Origin of the sequence: Cupriavidus phytorum (assembly GCF_003254285.1) — a bacterium.
In the GTDB taxonomy this organism is placed as follows: domain Bacteria; phylum Pseudomonadota; class Gammaproteobacteria; order Burkholderiales; family Burkholderiaceae; genus Cupriavidus; species Cupriavidus phytorum.
Genome location: NZ_QKZN01000001.1, coordinates 601,296 through 624,157, shown reverse-complemented (window position 1 = coordinate 624,157; position 22,862 = coordinate 601,296). Strand labels below are relative to the sequence as shown.

At 56.9% G+C, this 22,862-nt stretch carries 20 protein-coding genes; 5 read left to right on the top strand and 15 right to left on the bottom strand.

The window, feature by feature from the left end; translation table 11 throughout:
• Window positions 1-90: 90 nt before the first annotated feature.
• From C7416_RS02675 to C7416_RS02660, 4 genes are all read right to left on the bottom strand, one after another.
• Window positions 91-1,092, bottom strand: a complete 1,002-nt coding sequence (locus C7416_RS02675) for an AraC family transcriptional regulator (protein WP_111516987.1) — start codon at window positions 1,090-1,092, stop codon at window positions 91-93.
• The gene (locus C7416_RS02670; RefSeq protein WP_111516986.1) at window positions 1,092-2,081 is read right to left on the bottom strand and encodes a LysR substrate-binding domain-containing protein; all 990 of its coding nucleotides are present in this window, start codon (window positions 2,079-2,081) and stop codon (window positions 1,092-1,094) included. Before C7416_RS02670 ends, C7416_RS02675 begins: the two co-directional genes overlap by 1 nt.
• 136 nt (window positions 2,082-2,217) lie before the next feature.
• Window positions 2,218-3,012 (bottom strand): enoyl-CoA hydratase, encoded by a 795-nt coding sequence (locus tag C7416_RS02665; RefSeq protein ID WP_111516985.1) that lies wholly within the window; start codon window positions 3,010-3,012, stop codon window positions 2,218-2,220.
• Window positions 3,013-3,257: 245 nt separating this feature from the next.
• Window positions 3,258-4,583 (bottom strand): sigma-54 interaction domain-containing protein, encoded by a 1,326-nt coding sequence (locus C7416_RS02660; RefSeq protein WP_220085013.1) that lies wholly within the window; start codon window positions 4,581-4,583, stop codon window positions 3,258-3,260.
• A 270-nt stretch (window positions 4,584-4,853) separates the two neighbouring features.
• On the opposite strand from C7416_RS02660, the gene C7416_RS02655 reads away from it, so the two are divergent.
• The 3 genes from C7416_RS02655 (at window position 4,854) to metC (ending at window position 8,393) form a co-directional block, all read left to right on the top strand.
• Window positions 4,854-5,753 carry an MBL fold metallo-hydrolase gene (locus C7416_RS02655; protein WP_240988308.1) on the top strand — a complete coding sequence of 300 codons (900 nt, stop codon included), beginning with the start codon at window positions 4,854-4,856 and terminating at the stop codon, window positions 5,751-5,753.
• Between the two features lie 77 nt (window positions 5,754-5,830).
• Complete coding sequence (locus C7416_RS02650; protein WP_240988309.1) at window positions 5,831-7,141, top strand: NAD(P)/FAD-dependent oxidoreductase; 1,311 nt, start codon at window positions 5,831-5,833, stop codon at window positions 7,139-7,141.
• Window positions 7,142-7,217: 76 nt separating this feature from the next.
• A complete protein-coding gene (gene metC / locus C7416_RS02645; RefSeq protein WP_111516982.1) occupies window positions 7,218-8,393 on the top strand; it encodes a cystathionine beta-lyase in 1,176 nt (391 codons plus the stop codon).
• A gap of 50 nt (window positions 8,394-8,443) precedes the next feature.
• On the opposite strand, the gene C7416_RS02640 is transcribed toward metC, so the two are convergent.
• Window positions 8,444-10,069 carry a 3-(methylthio)propionyl-CoA ligase gene (locus tag C7416_RS02640; protein WP_240988310.1) on the bottom strand — a complete coding sequence of 542 codons (1,626 nt, stop codon included), beginning with the start codon at window positions 10,067-10,069 and terminating at the stop codon, window positions 8,444-8,446.
• A gap of 249 nt (window positions 10,070-10,318) precedes the next feature.
• Here C7416_RS02640 and C7416_RS02635 point away from each other — a divergent pair, with 249 nt between their 5' ends.
• Entirely contained in the window at window positions 10,319-10,537 is a 219-nt protein-coding gene (locus C7416_RS02635) for a tautomerase family protein (RefSeq protein WP_111516981.1), read from the top strand.
• 259 nt (window positions 10,538-10,796) lie between these two features.
• On the opposite strand, the gene C7416_RS02630 is transcribed toward C7416_RS02635, so the two are convergent.
• From C7416_RS02630 to C7416_RS02585, 10 genes are all read right to left on the bottom strand, one after another.
• Window positions 10,797-11,186 carry a DUF779 domain-containing protein gene (locus C7416_RS02630; protein ID WP_111517474.1) on the bottom strand — a complete coding sequence of 130 codons (390 nt, stop codon included), beginning with the start codon at window positions 11,184-11,186 and terminating at the stop codon, window positions 10,797-10,799.
• A gap of 88 nt (window positions 11,187-11,274) precedes the next feature.
• Window positions 11,275-12,501, bottom strand: coding sequence for an MFS transporter (locus tag C7416_RS02625; RefSeq protein WP_198035634.1), 1,227 nt, complete (start codon window positions 12,499-12,501; stop codon window positions 11,275-11,277).
• 309 nt (window positions 12,502-12,810) lie between these two features.
• Entirely contained in the window at window positions 12,811-15,135 is a 2,325-nt protein-coding gene (locus C7416_RS02620; protein ID WP_111516980.1) for a molybdopterin-dependent oxidoreductase, read from the bottom strand.
• Between the two features lie 101 nt (window positions 15,136-15,236).
• Window positions 15,237-16,757 (bottom strand): aldehyde dehydrogenase, encoded by a 1,521-nt coding sequence (adh, locus tag C7416_RS02615; protein ID WP_111516979.1) that lies wholly within the window; start codon window positions 16,755-16,757, stop codon window positions 15,237-15,239.
• 91 nt (window positions 16,758-16,848) lie between these two features.
• Complete coding sequence (locus C7416_RS02610) at window positions 16,849-18,525, bottom strand: cation/acetate symporter (RefSeq protein WP_111516978.1); 1,677 nt, start codon at window positions 18,523-18,525, stop codon at window positions 16,849-16,851.
• Complete coding sequence (locus tag C7416_RS02605) at window positions 18,525-18,833, bottom strand: DUF485 domain-containing protein (RefSeq protein WP_111516977.1); 309 nt, start codon at window positions 18,831-18,833, stop codon at window positions 18,525-18,527. Before C7416_RS02605 ends, C7416_RS02610 begins: the two co-directional genes overlap by 1 nt.
• 36 nt (window positions 18,834-18,869) lie before the next feature.
• Entirely contained in the window at window positions 18,870-19,313 is a 444-nt protein-coding gene (locus C7416_RS02600; RefSeq protein ID WP_111516976.1) for an OsmC family protein, read from the bottom strand.
• Window positions 19,314-19,854: 541 nt separating this feature from the next.
• Window positions 19,855-20,166 (bottom strand): carboxymuconolactone decarboxylase family protein, encoded by a 312-nt coding sequence (locus C7416_RS02595; protein WP_234825090.1) that lies wholly within the window; start codon window positions 20,164-20,166, stop codon window positions 19,855-19,857.
• A 103-nt stretch (window positions 20,167-20,269) separates the two neighbouring features.
• Window positions 20,270-20,605 carry a carboxymuconolactone decarboxylase family protein gene (locus tag C7416_RS02590; RefSeq protein WP_078199044.1) on the bottom strand — a complete coding sequence of 112 codons (336 nt, stop codon included), beginning with the start codon at window positions 20,603-20,605 and terminating at the stop codon, window positions 20,270-20,272.
• Between the two features lie 33 nt (window positions 20,606-20,638).
• Window positions 20,639-21,433 carry an SDR family NAD(P)-dependent oxidoreductase gene (locus C7416_RS02585; protein ID WP_111516975.1) on the bottom strand — a complete coding sequence of 265 codons (795 nt, stop codon included), beginning with the start codon at window positions 21,431-21,433 and terminating at the stop codon, window positions 20,639-20,641.
• Between the two features lie 485 nt (window positions 21,434-21,918).
• Between C7416_RS02585 and C7416_RS02580 the strand changes: the two genes are divergently transcribed.
• Complete coding sequence (locus C7416_RS02580; protein ID WP_111516974.1) at window positions 21,919-22,737, top strand: sulfite exporter TauE/SafE family protein; 819 nt, start codon at window positions 21,919-21,921, stop codon at window positions 22,735-22,737.
• The last annotated feature ends 125 nt before the right edge of the window (window positions 22,738-22,862 follow it).

Sequence of the window (22,862 nt, the reverse complement as noted above, 5' to 3'; positions counted from 1 at the left end):
TGCACCGGGCGTCGCTCGCCCTCCTCGGCCCGACTCCAACGACCAGGTCAAGTTTTCGGTCTTACTCAGAATGGTTGCTGTCGGATCAAGCTATCGCCGTCGCTCGTGCTGAACCATTGGCTTTTCTTGCTTGCGCCAGGCAGCCGGGGGGATTCCAAACTCTCGCTTGAAAGCTCTGTTGAACGAGGTCTCAGACTCATATCCAACCTTGGCGGCAATCTGGGCAAGACAGTCCTCTGTCGCAAGCAACGCACTTGCCGCCAACGAGATTCTCCACCGCACCAAATACTGCATCGGCGGTTCACCGATACTCGCAACGAAACGGCCAGCGAGCGCCGAACGAGAAAGACCGACTGCTTTCGCGATCTGCTCTACTGTCCATGGGGCCGCGGGGTCTTGATGCATGAGCGATAGCGCTCGTTGGACGAACCTGTCATTTGAGACGAGCAGAATCGATCCTTTGATTCGCTCTGCCTCCTTTACGTAATAGCGCATTGCTTCAACAAGCATGAGCTCAGAAATTCTCTGCACAACGACAGAACTTCCCACCGTCACACAGGCTGACTCGGCAAGGCAAGTCGTCATCGAGACACGAAGCCATTCCGCAAGAGCGTCGCCCCGAGGGATTCTCAAGAATCTCGGCATGCCCGTCAGCAGCGATGAAAGACCCTGCCCGCCTTCAAACGCGACGAACCCGCATACCACCTTCGCAGCTCGGTCGAACTGCGTCTCCTTCTTTACGCCATACCTTTGTACGTCAATACCACTTCGAAGGTTTTCGCATTTCACCTCAATCGCTCGCAACCGTTCATTGTCCTGACCACTACCTGCAAGGAAGTGGCTGTCGCCTTGAGGAAAAAAAATCATGTCGCCAGCGCTAAGCTCGACTTCTCCTCCGTCTCGCATCCATGCCAGGCATTGGCCTTCCGTAACCAGATGGAAAGCCATCAGGATCTCAGAGCGAGGCGACAAGAAGTCCATAATGGCTTGCGGGGCCGGGCTGACATAACACCACTGGGAGCGCAGTTCAGACTCAAGAAAAACTGAACCGGTCAGCCGCATAGACCGGAGGATGTCCGCGAGTACATCCATCACGCCTCCGCCCTTTGATTGGCCTCCACCTTACCGCTACACCGTCGCATCTCGCCGCGCGAACCAGCCATCTCCTCGAATACCCAGTCTCGAAAGGATCGGACGACTGGCCGATCCAAGGAGCGCTGCGGGCAAGTGAAGAAGTATGAATACGGGCAGTCGAGCGCATGCTTCGTGGGGGCAACCAGGAGGCCCGACGCGATCTCTGGTTGAACAAACCGGCCTTCCATCAGCAAGATTCCTTGACCCGCGATTGCGGCCTCCAAGGCGAGCAGCGCGTTGCCAAAGCGCCGCTCCTTCAGTGATGCCGGTTCCTGCATGGATGCCGAAGCAAACCATTCCAACCAACCGAATTTTTCCGTGGCACGGGACGTCGACGTGTCGCAGAGCAACGGGCCATCCATCAACCTGTCCGGCGACGTAGTTATCTCCTGGGCTAGTTCGGGCGAGCAATATGGCTTGAGTTGAACGTCCAACAACTTCTGCACATAAAGTTCCGGATAAATTCCGTGCCCCAATCGGATAGAGAGGTCAATGCCGCTTCTCAAAAAACCAGCAGCATCCGGCGGACTCACCGCTTCAGAATCTATCGAACCGATGCTGGCCTGGATGCGGACCTCCACCTCCGGACAACGCTCGTAGAAATGATGCAAGCGCGGTACGAGCCATTTGGTGGCAAACAGGGGCTCGGCACATACCGTAATGCCCCACTGTGAATTTCCATCCCGGCGCATCTGCTCAACCGCATCACTCAACGCCTCAAAGCCCTGTTGCAGCAGAGGGAGAGCCGCAACAGCAACAGGCGTCAGACTGACCGTCCTGTTGTGTCGCAGGAACAATTCCACGTCGAGGTACTCTTCGAGGGCCTTGACCTGATGGCTGACCGCCGCCGGCGTGACGTGCAGCTCTTTGGCAGCACGAGCAAAGCTCCTTGTCCGTGCAGCCGCCTCAAAATATAGTAAGGCAATTAGTGGAGGCAAACGTCTCATGGTCTCCGTCTCGTTCGTCCATCAGCGAAATCCCGTCCGATCTGGAAGCCACATCCGGGAGTAGCTGAATCCCCCGATGCTGCAATCATTCAAAATAGCTTTCGCTCACAAGGGTGAAGCGAAACGATACTGATGCTCAGTAGCTCCAGACGGGATTTCGTTTGGAAAGGAAAGCATCGATACCCTCCTGTGCATCCTTGCCCATCAAGCTGACTGCGATTCCGTCAGTTGCAAAGTCATAGGCATCTGCAAGCTCCATCTCGCGCTGCCGATAGAACTGGGATTTCCCAAACCGCAGGGCGACGCCACTCTTGCTCGCAATCTCGTTTGCGAGATTCGCCACCGTCTGGTCGAGTTCATCGTGCGGGACAACCTCATTGACAAGGCCCCACTGCGCCATAGTTTTCGCGTCAAAGAAACGACCCGTGAAGAGCATGTTGAAGGCGTGACGTGCTGGAATGGCCCGCGTGATGGCGACAGCGGGCGTTGCACAGAATGAGCCCAAGTTAATTCCAGCAGCCGCAAACCTTGCATTCGTACTGGCGATAGCCAGATCGCACGCTGCGACAAGCTGACAGCCCGCCGCGGTCGCATCGCCATGGACTTTGGCAATAACTGGAACTGGCGTGGCTCGGATGTTCATCATTACCCTAGAGCACAGCGCGAACAAGGAGCGGTAGTACTCAAGCGTCGCATTCTGACGCATGTCTTTCAGGTCATGGCCCGCACAGAAGGCGCGGCCCGAGCCCGATATGACAACGCATTTGACCTGAGTGTCTTCCGAGATTCGCAGGAGTTCCACTTCAAGTGCAGCAAGAAGCTCCTCCGACAGGCAGTTCATCGAAGTGGGGCGATTCAACTGCAAAGTTACGACGCCCGCCTCGTCGCTGCGTACTAATACAGGTTGTGTCGCACGTCCAGTTTCGTTCATCCCTATCTCCGGTAGGCTTCGCTTTCTTCAACTGTGGATCGCTGTGCTGTCCTGCGCATTTGCACACGTTGGCGCGGCAAAGTCCGCACCGCACTTGCTTTTCACAGCCAATGATAAGTTGGGAAGCTCTCAGCGAATAGCGAATTCTTCTAGCCGATTGATTAGAAAAACTAAAGTGAATGCACGCGCAAAGCGAACGCCAGGGGACGCGGCCGGGCTGAACATTAGTTCGTTCGGTGCTCTCTCTATTTGGAGCTCGCTAGGCCGAGCGCACTTAGGCGGCGGTACAGCGTGCGCTCGCTGCAGCCGATATGTGCAGCCAACGCCTTACGAGTCCCCGCAAACTCCCGCGCCAGGCGCCGAAGTTCAGCGTCATCCGGCATGACCGCCGGTTGGCCCCGTTGGAGCGGCGAGGTGTGGACCACCGGCGGCTGCACCGACCTGCCCTGGAGTTCCGTAAGCTCCGGCGGCAAATCCTTGGCGCGTATGACTTCGTCGTCGGCAAATAACATTGCCCGTTCCAGCGCATTGCGCAGTTCGCGAATGTTGCCCGGCCATCCATACGCGCATAGGCGCGACAAGGCCTCACTATCGATACGCAGACTGTGCGCTTGGGGTACAGCCCTTCGCAGCAACGACTGAGCCAGCAAGGGAATATCGTCGGGACGTTCACGCAATGATGGCAGGTGGATCGGAAAGGCGTTGATCCGGTACAGCAAGTCCTGCCGGAACGTGCCTTGCGCAACCATTTGCTGTAGCGGCTTGTGGGTGGCTGCAACCAAACGAAAATCCGCGGAGTGCGTTTCGAGTCCACCCACACGTCGAAAAGTACGAGATTCGATAAGCCGTAGCAGCTTGACCTGCATGGTCAAGGGGACGTCACCAATCTCGTCCAGGAAAAGCGTACCTTGCTGGGCTGTTTCGACCAGACCGGGCTTACGAGCTATAGCACCGGTGAACGCCCCCTTCTCGTAGCCGAATAGTTCGCTTTCGAATAGTGCTTCTGACAGTCCAGAGCAATCTACTACGACAAACGGGCCAGCAGCACGGTCGCTGGCGTCGTGGAGTGCCCGAGCGAATACCTCTTTGCCAGTGCCCGATTCCCCTTGCAGCAAGACCGGCAGGGCCGACGGCGCAACTCGGTGCAGTTGTTCCACTGCGACATTGAATGCCGGCGAGCGTCCAACTAACCCTCCCGCGCTGGCGCGAGCAGAAGCGCTCTTGACCGTTGCTAGGCGCTCGACGAATGCCATGATGGCGCCATCAGGGCCCTTGATAGGCCTGAGCTCAACATCCACGTGCTCGGGACCTCTGGGGGTATGGTGCACATGCAGAACCCGGTCGCTTCCGAGGGTCTCTCGGGCCTTCTGCATCGGACAGTGTTCCCCGGCCTTGTCACAGGGCACCTCATACCCATGTGATACTTGATAGCACTTGCGGCCAACATACTGTGTGCCATCGCCGGCAAACTGCCGTTGATATGCCGCATTGGCGGCCACAATGTTGTAGTCGGGATCCAGCACGATCATCGGCTGCACTTCGTGCTCGAGGAAGCCGATCAGCGGCCGCATTGCCTGTGCACTGGCGGAGATTTCTCCGACCACGGAACCCTTCTTGCGTGTCGTCATGATGGAAAGTAGTAGCGCCACCGGGCACTGCCACACCCCGACACTGCCACCTCTGCCAATGGCAGCGAGTATGCCATACCTCCACCGCTTCAGGGCGTGCACATCTTCACTATATGCTCGTTATTTAATGGACTTCTGAGGCTCCACTGAATGTCCGCCGGACTGGCACGAAACTTGTGTCGGCTAGCATAAGTTATTAAAGAACGGACAACCGTGGCAGCCCAGTTGACTTCACCCGCCCCGCGTCTCGCGGTCGAATCCTTTTTCGACTCCAGAACAAGCACCATCAGCTATATCGTCTTCGACGAGACCTCACGCCAGTGCGCAATCATCGACAGTGTGCTGGACTATGAGCCAAGTGCCGGTCAGACATCAACCACCAGTGCCGACAGGTTGCTTGCGCGCGTCGAGTCCCTGAACCTATCCGTGACGTGGATACTGGAAACTCATGTCCATGCTGATCACCTTTCCGCTGCATCCTATTTGCAGTCCCGTGTCGGAGGAAAATCTGCCATTGGGGAGCAGATTTCTGTAGTGCAGGAAGTCTTCGGCGGCCTATTCAACGCCGATCCCGGCTTCGCGCGCGACGGCAGCCAGTTCGATCGACTGTTGGCGGACGGCGACCGCTTGCAAATCGGTGGACTTGAAGTTTCCGTCCTGTCCACCCCAGGCCATACCCCGGCGTGCGTGACATATGTGGTCAGCGATGGACGTCAACGAGCCGCCTTTGTCGGCGACACGCTGTTCATGCCGGACTACGGTACTGCTCGCTGCGATTTCCCCGGCGGCGATGCACATACGCTGTACCAGTCTATCCAGCGCATCTTCGACCTGCCGCTGGATACCGTGCTCTATATGTGCCACGACTACCAGCCGGGTGGTCGGGCGCCGCGCTTCAGCTCAACCGTCGACGAGCAGCGCCGCGAAAATTTGCACGTTCGGGACGGCATAGCCGAGAGCGACTTCATCTCTATGCGCACGCAACGCGACGCAACGCTTGGCATGCCGGCTTTGCTTCTGCCGTCAGTACAAATCAATATGCGCGCCGGGCGACTTCCAGAGCCCGAATGCAATGGTGTGCGCTATCTAAAGATTCCACTCAACGCGGTGTAGCACAGGCCTACCGCTGCATTTTTTCCTTGCCGCCTCGGGATGAACGAGACGGCTTCCACCCTCCACCTGACGAAATCATGGATCCGCGCCCCCACGATCCCAGCACTCACACACCCCTGCTCGACGAACGTCGGCCCACCTCCCCTGCCGCCAGACTGGTGGACAGCCATACCATCGTTATTGTCGGCGCCGGCGCGGCGGGAATTGCAGTCGCAGCTAGCTTGCGTGCGCGAAACCCATCGCTCGATGTCGCCCTGATTGACCCTGCTTCCACTCACTACTACCAGCCAGGCTGGACGATGGTGGGTGGCGGGATTTTCAAAGCAGCTGACACCGCGCGAGACATGTCAGCCTGCATCCCCCCTACTGTCTCCTGGGTACGAGCGGCGGTTTCAGCCTTCGAGCCGGAGCGCAACGAAATCCTCCTGGACAGCGGCCGTCGGATCCGATATGAGCGCCTGGTTGTCTGTCCAGGTCTCAAACTGAACTGGCAAGGCATCGAGGGTCTACAAGAGACACTGGGTCGCAATGGCGTTACCTCGAACTATCGGTTCGACCTCGCCCCGTACACCTGGAAGCTGGTCAATGCTCTACGTGGAGGCAATGCAGTCTTCACTCAGCCTCCCATGCCGATAAAGTGCGCAGGCGCACCGCAAAAGGCCATGTATCTTGCCTGCGATGCCTGGCGAAGGGCAGGAATTCTCCAAGACATGAACGTCAGCTTCTTCAATGCCGGGGCCGTGCTGTTTGGTGTGCCCGACTACGTCCCAGCACTGATGTCTTACGTAGAGGCATATGGCATCGCCTTGGGCTTCCAGCACAGGTTGGTTGCGATCGACGGATCCAGAAAACTCGCTCGCTTCCAGCGGATTTTGCCGGACGGAACGACCACCACCGTCGAACACGGCTTTGACATGATTCATGTGGTACCACCACAGACGGCACCAGATTTCATCAAGTGCAGCCCATTGGCCGACTCTGCCGGCTGGGTGGATGTGCATGCTGGCACGCTGCGCCATACAGCGTTCGACAACATCTGGGCACTTGGCGACGCCGCCAACACCAGCAATGCGAAGACCGCCGCGGCAGCGCGCAAGCAGGCACCCATCGTCGCACACAACGTGCTGGCCAGTCTCGGCTTGGAACACGGAACAGCGTGTTATGACGGGTATGGCTCCTGTCCCCTCACGGTCGAGCGAGGCAAGATCGTCCTTGCCGAGTTCCTCTATGGAGGAAAAGTGAGCCCGACCCTTCCCACATGGCTCATTAACGGCACGCGCCCCTCACGCGCTGCCTGGATGCTCAAGGCCAACGTATTACCGGCGTTGTATTGGGAGGCAATGCTCAAGGGCCGGGAGTGGTTGGCGCGGCCAGCTATTAGCCGGTAACCGCTGCCGGCAGGGGCTGTAGTTCGTCTCCCCTGTCGCCAGCCTATTGAATTGCAAGTCAGTCAACGCCTTATATATGCAGAGCAAAACCTGTCCCACCGGAATCGATACCATCCTGAGCCATGCCGGTAGCTCCCCAAATGACCACCATGGCTTTGTGAACCCGCCGGTCTATCGCGGCTCGACTGTTGTCTTTCCAGACGTTGAAACGATGACCCGCGGCCCGCAGCGCTATCAATATGGGCGCCTAGGAAATCCGAACACCGCGGCACTGTGCGATGCGATCTCCACGCTTGAAGGGGCCGAAGGAACCGTCCTGTGTCCGTCTGGCCTTTCCGCCTGCATCACTGCCATTCTCACCGCCGTTGGAGCGAACGGCCATGTCCTGATGCCGGATAGCGTATACGGACCGGTTCGCCACTTCTGCAGTACAGCCGCCCAGCGGCTCGGGATCGAAACGACCTACTATGACCCCCGTATCGGCGGTGGAATCGAGTCGCTGTTCCGACCCAATACCATGGCGGTCTACACCGAATCGCCGGGTTCGCATACCTTTGAACTCCAAGATATTCCGGCCATCGCCGAAGTCGCCCATCGGTGCAACGCTCTGGTAATCATGGATAACACGTGGGCAACACCTATGTATTTCAAGGCCATTGCTCACGGCGTCGATCTTTCGGTGATGGCCGCGACAAAATACATCACCGGCCATTCAGATACCTTGCTCGGGACCGTCGCCGCGTCAAGCCGAGCCTGGGACAGACTCAAGGACTTCCACTTCCAGATGGGCCAGTATGCCAGTCCGGACGATGTAGCGCTCGTGCTACGAGGCCTTCGCACACTTGGTGTACGGCTGCCCCGGCACCAGGAAAGCGCGCTGAGAATCGCGAAATGGCTTGAGAGCCGCGAGGAGGTCGCAAGGGTCATCCATCCCGGGCTGCCGTCACATCGCGACCACGCAGTCTGGCTCAGAGATTTTTCCGGTGCCAGCGGCTTGTTCTCCTTCGTCACAAGGCCGGCGCCGGTGGAGGCTGTTCACAGTATGCTTAACGACCTGTCCTACTTCTCGCTGGGCTACTCCTGGGGAGGCTTCGAAAGCCTTGCGATGACCATGGATCCTAAGACTGTGCGTACTGCGACTAACTGGGATGATCAAGGGCACCTAGTACGGCTGCATATCGGATTGGAGGATCCGCGTGACTTGATCGCGGATCTGGAGGAAGGCTTCAAACGATTCCGCGCAAAGCACTAAAGCATACAGCGGCCGCACCATACATCAGGGTGCGGCCCTATTACCCTCCATCACTCAACGCATGCCGCCTTGACACCGGTTCCTACAAGCATCTCACGCAACCGCATCTTCTGAATCTTCCCGGTGGCATTGATGGGCATCGCGTCGATGAAAATCACGTCATCTGGAATTGACCACTTCGCGATTCTTCCGGAGTAGAAGGAAAGCATCTCATCTCGCGATACCTTGCTTTCTGGCCGTCTGACAACGAAGACAACTGGTCGCTCACCCCATTTTGGATGCGGCAGAGAGACACATGCTGCCATAGAGACGCCGGGATGGGAGGCAGCAATATTCTCGATGTCGATTGACGATATCCACTCGCCGCCGGACTTGATGACGTCTTTCAGTCGGTCCGTGATCTGCAGATAGCCGTCTGCGTCAATCGTTGCAACGTCACCGGTTGGAAACCATCCGTTTTCAAGTGCTGTGTCAGCTTGACCAAAGTACGCGCCTACGACCCAGTGACCGCGCACCATCAGTTCACCGCACGACTCACCGTCCCATGGCTGTTCGGTGCCTTTGCCGGCGGAGATCTTCATATCGATCCCGAACAAGGCTCTGCCTTGCTTATCCAACACGCGCTCCCGGGATTCTTCAAGCATATCCTGGTGATGCGCGAGCAGCGTTCCACAGGTGCCTACGGGCGAAGTCTCGGTCATTCCCCAGGCCGGGAACGCGTGGATCCCTGCGATTCGGCAAGACTCTCGTAGAACCGGCGGCGTTGTGGCTCCTCCAATTACGATGCGGCTCAGCGTGGAGAACTTCGCGCCGGTGTCCTCTACATACCGGAGCATGTCAATCCACACCGTCGGCACGCCGGCGGCAAAAGTCACACGCTCCTCCTCCAGCAAGGCATAAAGCGATTCGCTGTCATTGTTGGCCCCTGGAAGTACGAGCTTCGCCCCAACCATGGCGGCAATATATGGGAAGCCCCAGGCGTTGACGTGGAACATGGGAACCACCGGCATGATCACGTCTTTGGCGGAACAGTTGAGCGAATCCGGCATGGCCGCAGCGTAACAATGCAGCAGTGTTGAGCGGTGCGTATACATCACGCCCTTGGGATTACCAGTCGAGCCAGAGGTATAGCAAAGCGCCGAAGGACTACGCTCGTCAAAAGTCGGCCAGCCTGAGCTTGGCGCGGCGGCCGCCATCAAGTCTTCATAGCATAGCAAGTCGATCGTCGATGAAGCCGGCATTGCAGCTCGCTCGGCCAGGGCAACCCACTTCTCTACCCGGGGGCAGTGCTGCGCAAGCTGCTCTACCAGCGCAAGGAAGGTCAGATCGAAGAAGACGACACGGTCGTTTGCGTGGTTGACAATGTAAGCGATCTGATCCAAATGTAGCCGTGGATTGACCGTGTGGCACACCGCTCCGCTGCCAGACGTGCCGAAGTAGATCTCGAGGTGCCGGTATGTATTCCATGCAAGCGTTCCGACCCTGTCGCCGAAATTGACACCGAGCCTTCCCAGCACACTTGCAAGCTGACGGGACCGCCGTTCGCAATCACGGTACGTGTATCGATGCAGTCCTCCCTCGACACAGTGCGTTACGATCTCTGTTCTACCGTGATGGCGACTCGCATGCACGATTGCGTCCGAGATCATTAGCGGCATGTACATCATGTGGTTCATTCAATGTCTCCTCTTTCTCACCTTCCCTGCCAGCCCGGAGCACCAGGGCACCCTGATGCGTCGACAAATCTGACATGTGAATTCTTCTTGATCTCGCACCCGCTCACCATAGAGCCAGTTCAACGACGGCGTATTGGTCAAGAATTCAGGCGTCTCTGTCATTCAAGTCATGCACCAGAAGCACGCATACTCAATAGACGCAAGGCGAGACTGCCTAGCGTCAACTCAAACGGATCGCAAGGAACACTTATGCCGCTCATCAACGTAAAAGTCATCGAAGGCGTCTTCTCCGCAGCCGACAAGGAAAAGATCATTTCCACCCTTACCGACGCCATGGTGTCGATCGAGGGCGAAAACATGCGCCCCGTTACGTGGGTTGTCGTTGAAGAAGTAAAGAGCGGTGACTGGGGCATTGCCGGCAACGCACTAACGACCGAGAAGGTTAAGGCACTGGCCGCAGGCAAGTAGCCGACCCCGAAGGGACTCCAGCGGCGACCCTTGAAGGGACCAAGCTTTCGCCGTTGGGGTCCTTTCATCGTTTCCTCAGCTTGCGCTATCTTTAACTCGCAACCAGGGTGCTTGACTTGGTTCTGGTCACCCATAGCAGCCAGATCCGTAAGTCCCTCCGCCCTCCCTCCAGTCCCTCGGCAATTGCCTCAAGCCTAAGGGCTGGGTCACGCAAGGCTCCGCGGACATCCCCTCTCTCTCAATACCGGCTGTGGCCAGGCTAGGCTCCGCGCTCTGGCTCGAACCCAACCAACTGGTCGGACTCCTCGTCGCTGAACAGACGCGATCGTGTCAGGAATCGTAAGCCGGTAGCCCGTTCGATGGAAAACATGCCACCGTTGCCCGGCACCACGTCGATGATTAGTTGCGTATGGCGCCAGTACTCGAACTGAGATTCGCTCATGTAGAACGGGGAGCCACCGATTTCTCCCAGCTTGATGTCGGAGCTCCCTAACAGAAACTCATGGCGCGAGAAACACATTGGTGCACTACCGTCACAGCAGCCACCGGACTGGTGAAACAAGACCGGCCCATGTGTTTCTATCAGGCGAGAAATCAGTGCCAACGCAGCTTCAGTGGCGACAACTCGCGGCGGAATACCCGAATTCATAGAGATCTTCCCAAAAAAAAACGGCCGCCAGGAAAGCGCGGCCGGCAAACACCACCATGGAGATTTCCCGGCACTCTCCACTGAAGTACTACACCGATCTTTCGCTCAGAGCTTCCTTATAGGTTTCCCGTGCAAGTGCGGTCGCGACAAGGCTTATGAGTCCCAGCCCGATCATGTAGAGACAGATACCCCAAGTCTTCCCTCCGTTAACCTTGAGCAGCAAAGTGGCAATCAGCGGCGCCAGGCCGCCAGACAACACGGCACCGATGGCATAGCCAATATTTGCACCGCTAAGACGAACCTTGGTGCCAAAAAGCTCCGAGAAGTACACGGCTTGCGGTCCGTACATGGCGTCATGCAACACATTCAGACCGATAATTATCCCGATTGTGATAAGGGCCACGGAGCCACTCTGAGCCATCCAGAAGAACGGCACGACGAAGAGCATCGACGCGACCGTCCCAAACATGTACACCTTTTTCCGCCCGATGAGATCCGACAGGTACGACCATGCAGGGAGCGTAACGAAGCCGATTGCACTCGAAATCAGAATAGCCTGCAAGCCAATTGATTTGTCAAGCTTCAACGTCCCGACGATGTAACTTAGCATGAATACGCTGTACAGATAGAACAAGGCATTTTGCAAGAGCTTCATTCCGATCGTCAGATACAGCGTCCGCCTCTGAGTGCGCAACATTTCCATTGCGGGTGCTTCAGATACCTCCTTCCGTTCCTTTATCCGTTCGAAAACCGGCGATTCATGCAGCTTCAGGCGGATAAACATGCCAATCAGCACCATCACGACGCTTCCAATAAAAGGAATTCGCCATCCCCATGCCAATAGCTCTTCGTAGCTCATACTTGAAGAAACGAGCATGAACACCAACGTTGAGAGCAATAGCCCTGCGGGACCGCCGATTTGCGGAAAGCTCCCGAACAAGCCGCGCCTGTTTGCTGGCGCATGCTCAACTGCCATTACAACAGCAGAACCCCATTCTCCGCCCACAGCGAATCCTTGAACAAGCCGCAGAAAGCACAGCATGACAGCAGCCCAGGCCCCGACCGTTTCGTATGTCGGCAACAGCCCGATTGCAACAGTGCTACCTCCCATGAGCCATAAGGAGAGTACCAGTATGGTTTTTCTCCCTACGCGATCTCCATAGTGCCCGAATACCGCTGCCCCGACGGGTCTGGCAATGAAACCTACGGCATAAGTTGCGAATGCTGCGATTGTTCCGACCCATGGATCCATCGAGGGAAAGAATAGATGTGGAAAAATCAGTGCCGCACAGGTGCCGTACAAATAGTACGTCATACCACTCCACTGCCGTGCCAATAAGGCTTGCGACGGCTACCTTCCGGTGCTCGCCTCTTGATATCGGCGGGGCTGCCATTGCGTCCATCGGACGCGCTTCCGCGACGCGCGTTGTCATCCTTGTCTCCTCTAATAGTTAGTGACTGCGGTGATACCTAATCAGCTACAGCCATTGGAAATGGCTATTCCGCGAAACTCTGATCAAGACAGCGTCAGCTTCGAGAGCCGATGCACAGTTAGTGCAGGCGCCACCGGGGTCGAAGCCGCCCTTAGTTTGGCTTCGCCCTATTTGCTTGCAAAGTGCGCTAATTAGCCGGGGTTAGTAATGACCGGCGCGTCAAATACTTCGATCCTCGGCACAGATTCTGTGAATTTCGCTATCTCGACACGTGCTGAATGAGATGCAGGACCTTGAGCAAGTCGCGAGGTCCGTAGATCGTGGGTAAGAACGTTTGGATTCCCGTGACGGTCTCGACTGTCTGGGGCTGAAAAGTCGGGGTCATACCAGGCACCCGTGCAAAGGAATACCACCCCTGGCTTCATTTGGTGGGTGACGACGGCCCCTGCAAGGCAACGGCCGCGCTCATTCATCACCTCAACGACATCGCCGTGGACGATGTCTCGTGCCTCTGCGTCCCGTGGGTGGATCAAGATTGGCTCACGACCCTGGACCTTTCGGCTCAAACTGAAGGCGCCATTGTCGAGTTGACTATGAAGCCGGGTCTCTGGCTGACCAGATAACAGCGAGAGAGGAAACTGCTGGGCCGTCGATGACTGCCATGCACGTGGTGGAAACCACGTGGGGTGGCCCGGACAATCGCTATAACCGAAACCTGCAATCACGTCCGACGCCAACTCAATCTTTCCGCTCGGCGTCGGGAGTGGAAAGCTGTTCGGATCGGACCGGAACTCGGAGAGAAAGACCGCATCCATATTTCTATCCTCGAGCTCAATTACATCTCCCGAAAGGAAATCCTCCCAATCTGGCAATTCGATCCCGCTACGCTCTGCGTTATCTTGGAGTTCGCTCCACATCCTTTGGAGCCACTCCGATGAGGATAGGCCCTCACTAAACTGCATCCCTAACCCGAGGCGTTTCTCCAAGTCGCAATAGATGTCGTACTCGCAGCGAGCCTCGCCGGGTGAAGGGACCGCCTGTGGCATGGGAATGAGCGAATTGTCCTGAGTACCGCCACAAAAGTCGGTTCGTTCGAGCGGTGCCGCGACCGGCAATACGATATCGGCGTGTCGCGCGGTGGCCGTCCAGTTGATCTCATTGACGATGATGGTCTCTGGGCGCTGAAACGCCTGGCGCAACCGATTCAGGTCCTGATGATGATGGAAGGGATTACCACCGGCCCACCACACCAGCCTGGCGTCCGGGAACTGCATCTTCTGCCCGTTGTACTCATAAGCTTCGCCTGGGTGGAGCAGCATATCGGCAATCATTGCGACAGGGATGTATGTGTCCACAGGATTTTCACCTTGGGGAAACGCCGGCCATCCTATTGGCCTGTCCACACATCCCATAGTCGCTTCCGAAGCATAGGCAATGCCGTACCCGCCGCCCGGCAGGCCAATCTGTCCGAGCATTGAGGCCAACGCAACCGTCATCCAAAGCGGCTGCTCGCCATAATCCGCACGCTGAAGTGCCGCAGCCGTACAGATGAGTGTCCGTTGGGCAGCCATCTCGCGCGCAAGGGTTCGGATGCGTGTGGCAGGCAGGCCGGATTGCTTCGCAGCCCAGTCCGCGTCCTTTGGCTGCCCATCGGGCTCTCCCCGAAGATATGACTCAACCTTTTCGAACCCCACCGTGTAGCGAGCGAGGAAGCTTCGATCTACCAGGCCTTCGGACAGAAGCGTGTGCGCGATTCCCATCATGATGGCCGTATCGGAACCTGGGGTCGGCGGCAGCCACTCCGCCTCGAGAAAGTCCTCAGCATCGCCGCGAAACGGACTGACGTTGACGAAGCGGACCCCGGCTTGCACGCAGTTCTCGAGTTCGCGGCGCAGCCGATGCTTACCGACACCGCCACTGCCCACTTGCGCGTTCCTCAACGGCAGTCCACCGAACATGACTACCAGTCGTCCCTCTTTGGCGACTGTGCGCCAACGCGTCGCTTGCTTTACATGATCACGAAAATTGCCGACGATATGTGGCATCAGTACCAGCGCGGCGTTGAAACTATAGTTGCCCTCCGAGCGGACAGAGCCTCCAAATGCGTTGAGAAAGCGCTTCAACTGACCTTGCGCATGGTGGAATCGTCCCGCACTTGCCCATCCGTAGGAACCTGCAAAGATAGCTTCGTTTCCATGCGTGGAACGGACCCTCAACAATTCTTCGGACACCAGATTGAGAGCGGCGTCCCAACTTACTTCGACATACCGGTCCTTTCCACGCTCACCCGAACGTGACAAAGGCCCGTTACGCAAGTAACTTTCCCGAATCGACGGTCGGAGGACACGCGCGGTGCCTTGAAGGCTATCGGCTATGTTCTCGTTGATTCGCGATGGATATGGATCGTGCCGGTATGGCGCTACGGACTGTATCCGCCCCCCAACCGTTTCCACTACCCCGGCTCCCCAGTGGCTGGCCGTAATCGTTTTGCGAATGTTGCGGGAAGAATCGTTCATGGATCAATTTTTCCAACACGGAAGCAAGTAGCAACGCCACTACCGGAATAGATGGAACAACCACCCCGGGGCTCCCACGGGGGAGACCGGGGACAGAAAGATCAGAAGAAGCCGAGGGCGTTCGGGCTGTAACTGACCAGCATGTTCTTCGTCTGTTGGTAGTGATTAAGCATCATCTTGTGATTCTCGCGCCCCATACCCGACTGCTTGTAGCCACCGAACGCAGCATGTGCCGGATAGGCGTGGTAGCAGTTGGTCCAGACACGGCCCGCCTGAATTTCGCGACCAAAACGATAGGCACGAGTGCCGTCGCGGGTCCACACTCCTGCTCCGAGACCGTACAACGTATCGTTGGCAATCTCGAGTGCTTCCTCTTCAGTCTTGAAGGTCGTCACCGACAACACCGGCCCAAAGATCTCCTCCTGGAAGATTCGCATTCTGTTGTGACCGCGGAATACGGTCGGCTTGATGTAGTAGCCGTTCGCGAGGCTGCCGTCCAGAACTTTGCGTTCTCCACCAGCAAGCAATTGCGCTCCCTCCTGCTTGCCCAAGTCGATATACGAGAGGATCTTGTCGAGCTGTTCGTTGGATGCTTGAGCCCCAATCATGGTCGACAAGTCCAACGGGTTCCCCTGTTTGATTGCCTCGACGCGCTTGATTGCGCGCTCCATGAATCGGTCGTAGACCGACTCCTGAATCAGCGCGCGAGAGGGGCACGTGCAGACCTCACCTTGATTCAGGGCGAACATGGCGAAGCCCTCGAGCGCCTTGTCGAAGAACGCATCATCCTTGTCGAGAACGTCCTCGAAGAAGATGTTGGGACTCTTGCCACCCAACTCCAGCGTGACCGGAATCAGGTTCTGGCTGGCGTACTGCATAATCAGCCGACCGGTCGTCGTTTCACCCGTGAACGCGATCTTGGCGATGCGCTTGTTGGATGCCAGCGGCTTGCCAGCCTCCAGACCGAAGCCGTTGACGACGTTGAGAACGCCCGGGGGTAGCAAGTCTCCAATGACCTCGAGAAGCACCATGATTGACGCGGGCGTCTGCTCGGCGGGCTTGAGCACCACACAATTGCCTGCGGCCAGAGCCGGGGCAAGCTTCCACGTTGCCATCAGCAACGGGAAGTTCCAGGGAATGATTTGCCCGACGACACCAAGCGGCTCGTGGAAATGGTACGCAACGGTGTCGCGGTCGATTTCCGAGATGCCACCTTCCTGAGCTCGAATCACGCCGGCGAAGTAGCGGAAGTGGTCGATAGCCAGTGGCAAATCCGCAGCCATCGTTTCACGCAGCGGCTTACCGTTGTCAATCGACTCGGCTACAGCCAGTCGCTTCAGGTTTGCTTCCATCCGGTCGGCGATGCGTGCGAGGACGTTTGCTCGCTCGGTGACCGAAGTTCGTCCCCAGGCGTCCTTGGCAGCGTGCGCAGCATCCAGGGCGAGTTCGACGTCATCCGCGTTCGAGCGTGCGATCTTGCAGAAGACCTCGCCAGTAATCGGCGACTGGTTATCGAAATACAGGCCGGAAACCGGGGGAACCCACTTTCCACCGATAAAGTTGTCGTAGGACGATTGATACGGAAATTCGATGCCCAAGAATTGCATCTCGGCGTGGTTCATTTTGTTGCTCCTTAGTTATATTAGGATCCGGCGTCTTACATATAGACAGTCGTCATGGCCGGTGGCGACTGCGCTTACCTCGGAAATGCACTCAATGTTTGCTTGCGCTCGCTGCACCCAACCCGGTTTGGGCCCGGATCCAGCTTGCGTCAAATGCACCCCGTTCCACTTTCGAGCGTTCCGTCTTGTCGAACTTCGAAAAGACAAATGCTGCAAGAAAGGCAATTGGCATCGAGAAAAGAGCGGGGTTCTCGTAGGGAAACACAGCCGCAACGTTGTGCAGTACATCTACCCAAACCGCCTTGGATAGAATCACCATGGTCACCGCAGAAGTCAGCCCTGCGATGCCCCCCGCCAGTGCGCCACGCGTTGTGAGGCCTCGCCAGTAGATGGCCAACACAAGCACCGGGAAGTTGGACGAAGCGGCGACTCCGAAGGTCAGGCTCACGAGAAACGCAACGTTCTGGTTTTCGAACGCCGTTCCGAGCACAACCGCGACCACGCCCAGGCCCAGCGTCGCCCAGCGCGAGACACGCATTTCGGAGCTTTCCTTTACCTTCCCTTTGCAGATGATGTTGCTATAGATATCGTGCGCGATGGCAGATGCACCAGCCAATGCGAGGCCGGATACGACGGCGAGAATCGTTGCGAACGCGACCGCGGACAAGAATCCCAAGAAGATATTCCCGCCGACTGCGCTTGCCAGATGCATTACCGGCATGTTTCCGCCGCCCAGGATCTTCCCTCTTACATTGCCGCCTTCGAAGAACGCTGGATCACTACCGACGATGACAATCGCGCAAAGCCCCAGAGCACAAACCATCAGGAAGAAAGCTCCAATCAGGCCGCTCGCAACAAATACACTTTTGCGAGCCTCCTTGGCGTTCGGCACAGTAAAGAACCGCATCAGAATGTGGGGCAGACCTGCTGGGCCCAGCACCACGCCGATTGACATGGAGATGGCTGAGATTGGGTCAGAAAGCAACCCATTGGGCCCCATGATCTTCCCACCATCCTTGTGAACGTCGACGGCTTGCCGAGCCAGTTCATCAAAGCTGAATCCGAAGCGAGACATGGCCAGGAACAGCAGCAGCGCTCCCCCAAAGAGAAGCAGTGCTGCCTTGATGATCTGTACCCACGTAGTGGCGATCATGCCGCCGAAAGTCACGTAGACCACCATCAAAACGCCCACGACAATGACCGCATGCTGATAGTCAAGTCCGAAGAGCAGCTTGATGAGTTGGCCTGCGCCTACCATTTGCACTACCAAGTAGAAGCACACCACCGTGAGGGAGCTCACCGATGCGAACAGGCGGACCTTAGTTTTGTCCAGACGGGCCGAGACGATATCCGCTAGCGTGTACTTCCCCAGGTTCCGCACCGGTTCGGCAAGCAGAAACATGATGATTGGCCATCCGACGAAGAAGCCAATCGCGTACACGAAACCGTCGTAACCTCTCGCGAAGACCAGGCTGGATAACCCCAAGAGCGTGGCGGCGGACATGTAGTCGCCGGCGATAGCCCACCCGTTCTGCATCCCTGTGATACCCCCGCCTGCGCTATAGAAGTCAGACGTCGAGCGCGTTCGCCTGGCCGCCCACCACGTAATTCCAAGGGTTGCAAGGACGAAAACCAAGAACATCAGAATTGCCGGGACATTGAGGGGCTGCTTTTCCGCTGCGGAAACAACAGGCCCACAGAAGGCACTGCCAACCCAAGCCGCCAGCAGACTTCCGACAATGATGTGGTGCAAAGACGTTGAACGCATCAGTGCACCTCTCGCAGAAACTGGGCGTTGAGATCGTCGAAGCGACGATTGGCACAGAAAACGTACCAACCAGTAAGCAACCAGGAGAGGATGATGAGCGCGGCACCAATAGGCCAGCCTACCGTCACGAGTGACTTTTCCGAAATTGGCAGGCTGAGCAGCGTCGGATAGAAGGCGGCAGTAAGTATGAATCCGTAGTATCCGACCAGCACGACGAGACTCAGGACCATCGATAGCCTGGTTCTCTCATATACCAACTCACGGAAGCACCGGTTTCTCAAGAGCTTCGTGATTTCTATATTTTTCATTTGTCTCCTCCATTTCTTGGGTCTTGATGCCCTAGGCTACGAAATGGATACCTTCGCTTTCAATGAGTTTCGGATGAAGCAGTTCTTGTGTGCCGCTGCGTGCAACCGAGCAAGGACATTGCTGTCCGGCAGCTTGGTACCGCCAAAGACGACCTTGGGACTAAGCTCGACCCGGCCGATACCCAGCAGACCATCCTCCAGTTTCTCCAGGTGACCGACCGGCGAGTCATCGTATTGCTCGACTCGGTACCCTTGAAGATCCGCAATTGCGAGAAATGTGAGCATGTGGCAACTCGCCAACGCTGTGACGAGCAGTTGCTCAGGATCTGCACACCGGCTGTCGCCCTTGTACTCTTTCGACGCCGAGACGTTCACGTTCTGCTCGCCATTGAGCGATACCTGATGGTTGCGCGAATAGGTATCGCTCTCCAACGGATGAGCGGTCCTGCTCCAGTGAACAGATGCGGCATGCTTTGACATCGTTTACCTCCTATTTGAGTGGGGAGTCCCTGCCGAGGCGCATGTGTGTATGCGTGCTAGGATCGTAGGGCTCATCCACATAGGCGTAAAACGACATTTCTTGCTTCGATTGCTTAGGCCAGCTAAGCCTCTAGGCAACCAACCATTGCATGGAGTAAGGTCGAGGCCTCACGCTGGCGTGGAGGCCCGGCCTCAGTCCTCGCGTCCAGTGGGCTAACATCAGCATCCAGAGTTAGTTGTGACAGCAAAGTCTGCCCTGCGCTCCGAATGAACAAAAACCGCGGCCGCAGTTAGCTAGCCCAGCGCGTTCCCGCAATCCGAACGACTCGTACGGCATGTGCAGATAGCAGGAGGAGCAATGGTGTTCCGCTGCTGCGCGTGTAATAGCGCACACCATGCAGAAGTTGTCGCTGGCATGCAATCACCGCTTGGACGCGGAAAATGCGATGTAAAGAAAGATAGTTAAACAGTCGCTCCCCTTGCGACCGAGCATTGCATCGCAAGAGGTTTTTGTACCGTCAAGGCACACTACGCCCCGAGCTTAGAGCTCTTCAAAAGCTTCGAGCGCGCGGGCAGAGTAGACATAGGCAGCCCCAGCGTTAAGTGCAATGGCCGTGCCAAGCGCTGCAGAAATCTCAGCCTTGCTTGCACCAGCCTTCTTAGCCGCGGCTGCGTGCGCGGTAATACAGCCGTCGCATCGTGTAGTCACTGCAACAGCCAGGGCGATGAGTTCATGAGTTTTGGCATCCAGGATGCCGTCTGCGCGAGTTGCGGTTTCCAGGGTGTGGAACGCTTCTGCCACAGGCTTGTTTGCTTTCGCGAATCCGCCAACGCTCTTGATCAGATCCGTCATTCGTTCAGTCCATTTGCTCATAGCTTCTTTGCATCCTTTCAGTTTTAGCTGCTAGCTAGGTATTACGTATCCGTTGCCGTGTATCGTTGCCCAGAAGGAGACCTTACAGTTCCTCGTAAGCTTCCAGAGCTCGGGCGGAATATACGTACGCAGCGCCTGCATTCAGGGCAATTGCGGTACCAAGTGCTGCCGAAATTTCCGCCTGGCTGGCCCCGGCTTTCTTTGCGGCAGCGGCGTGCGCGGTAATACAACCGTCGCATCGGGTGGTCACGGCTACGGCCAGCGCGATAAGCTCGTGGGTTTTGGCGTCCAGAGTCCCCTCGGCTCGGGTCGCAATCTCGAGGGTATGGAAGGCCTCTGCCACCGGCTTGTTGGCTTTCCCGAAGGCTCCGACGCTCTTTACGAGCGCCGTCATTTTTTCAGCCCATTTTGCTGCCATGTAACGTCTCCTTTCAGTGAAAAATTTCGCGAATCACTTTCCGAGTTTCCGGCCTGCCGACACACCACCGTCGACGTCCCAAACTGCCCCTGTCACCCAGGAAGCCTTATCGGAAAGCAAGAAAACGATTGCCTCGGCGACATCGAGGGGCGTGCCATTGCGGCCGAGGGGATGAAAGCTATGGAAATCTTTAAGGGCGTCGTCCAACTGCTCGCCGGGAATGAAGCGCTCGAAGATTCGTGTTTCGACGATGCCCGGGCAAACTGCGTTGACACGAATGCCATGCTCTGCCAACTCGGTTGCCACATGCTTGGTCATGGCTTCCAGCCCAATTTTCGCCATGGAATAGGCTGAAGCAGGCACCGTTTCAATGGCTTGTTTCGCTGCACTCGCCGTGATGCTGACGATAGAACCCGGCTGTTTTCTGGACACCAACGATGCAGCGACCTGCTTGGTGATGAAAAACAGTGCGCGGTTCAGGTTGAGATAGTTGTTGTAGTCTTCCAGCGAGTGTTCAAGGAATGCTTTCGGGTAGTAGATCCCTGCGGCATTCACGAGCATGTCAATATCCTTGTGCTCGCTCTCCAACTTGCTGATGAGGTCTTGAACGCTCTCAAAGTCAGAGAGATTGGCCGTCAGGGCGAATGCCTTAGCTTCTCCCGCGACTGCAGCTAGTTTTTGGCGAGCTGCTTCCGCCTTTTCCGGGCGGTTGCCGATGACGACGACAGCAGCGCCTTGCTCGGCGACCATCAGAGCTGTCTCGAGGCCGATTCCGCTTGTTCCACCTACGACCAGGAGTTTGCGGCCGTCAAATTGTTTAGCTTGCATAGTTTTTCCTCACGTGGGAGCGGCCAACCTACCAACTAGTTGGTAATCTCCCTGGTCAAAAAAACGCGCTGCGCCATTTGGGTTGTATGGCCATCCCGAGACGCAGCACCCTACCTACTAGTTGGTTAGTATCGTATGCGAGCCGTTTAGTACTGTCAAGGTGAGATTTCGAGTTACTTTAGACGCACTTTTGGGCCTAGCCGCCAAAGGCTGCCATCTGCCGCTATGGCAGTGAATATGTCGCACTAGGCGCTGCTCTTCGCCCGCAAGACAGCCTCTCGCGCTCGCTGTGTCCTTGTTTCTTCTGAGAAATCAATGGAAATCCTGGTAATACCTTCAGGCAGGCACAAAAATTGATCTCTTACCAAAATGGATCGTTCATGACGGACCACGTGGCAGCGCAACCCCACATCGCTGCCGGGATGTGCGTGCCGGGGGCGTCTGCCCGCCCGTGAGTCCCTCATATTTACAGTCGAACTACATCAATGGACAGTTTTATTGGCAGCAGCGCGGCACTAGGTGCCGTAGTCGGTGTAATCCTGGCTCTAACCGGCGCAGGTGGCGCCATTCTCGCAGTACCACTGCTGCTGTTCGGTTTGCATTTGAACATCGCAGAGGCTGCGCCAGTGGCCTTGCTTGCGGTTAGCCTGTCAGCTGCAGTTGGTGCTGCCATAGGATTGCGTGCAGGCATCGTGCGCTACCGCGCCGCCGTACTGATGGCTGTAGCCGGTACAGTCGTATCGCCGATCGGACTTTGGCTTGCACACCGTCTGCCTAGTGGCCCTTTGACTTTGCTCTTCGCTCTGGTTTTGGCCTTCGTGGCCCTGCGGATGTTCGTGCAGGCGCCCTCAAAGCCGAATCCCAGCCATTACTCCTCGCACCCTTTGCCGCCTTGCCAGTTGAGTAATGCTACTGGCCGCTTTGTCTGGACGGCCTCCTGCAGCCGTGCACTCGCTCTCTCTGGGGTTGGCGCCGGCTTCCTATCCGGCCTACTCGGCGTTGGAGGGGGTTTCGTCATCGTCCCTGCTCTTAGAAAAGCTACCAACGCCCCGATGCACGCAATTGTGGCGACATCCCTGACCGTTATCGCACTGGTCTCCGCTTCCGGGGTTGTATCTACTGCGATTGCAGGGCGTATGAACTGGAGCGTCGGTTTGCCGTTCGCAACAGGGGCCTTGCTCGGAATGTTGGGCGGTCGACGCGCCGCAAGCAAACTAAGCAGAAGGCACCTTGAACAAGGTTTCGCTCTGGTCGCTGCCTTGATTGCTCTCGGAATGGTTGTACGCGTCGTCATGCGTACCTAAGGCACGGACACAAGGCTACGCCATCCGCCAGTATGGTCCGCGGGAGAGGGGTTATATCTACTGCGAGATATCTACCGTGATGCTGGTCTTAGAACGCAGGCCGCAAGCCAAGTCAAGCAGTGCGG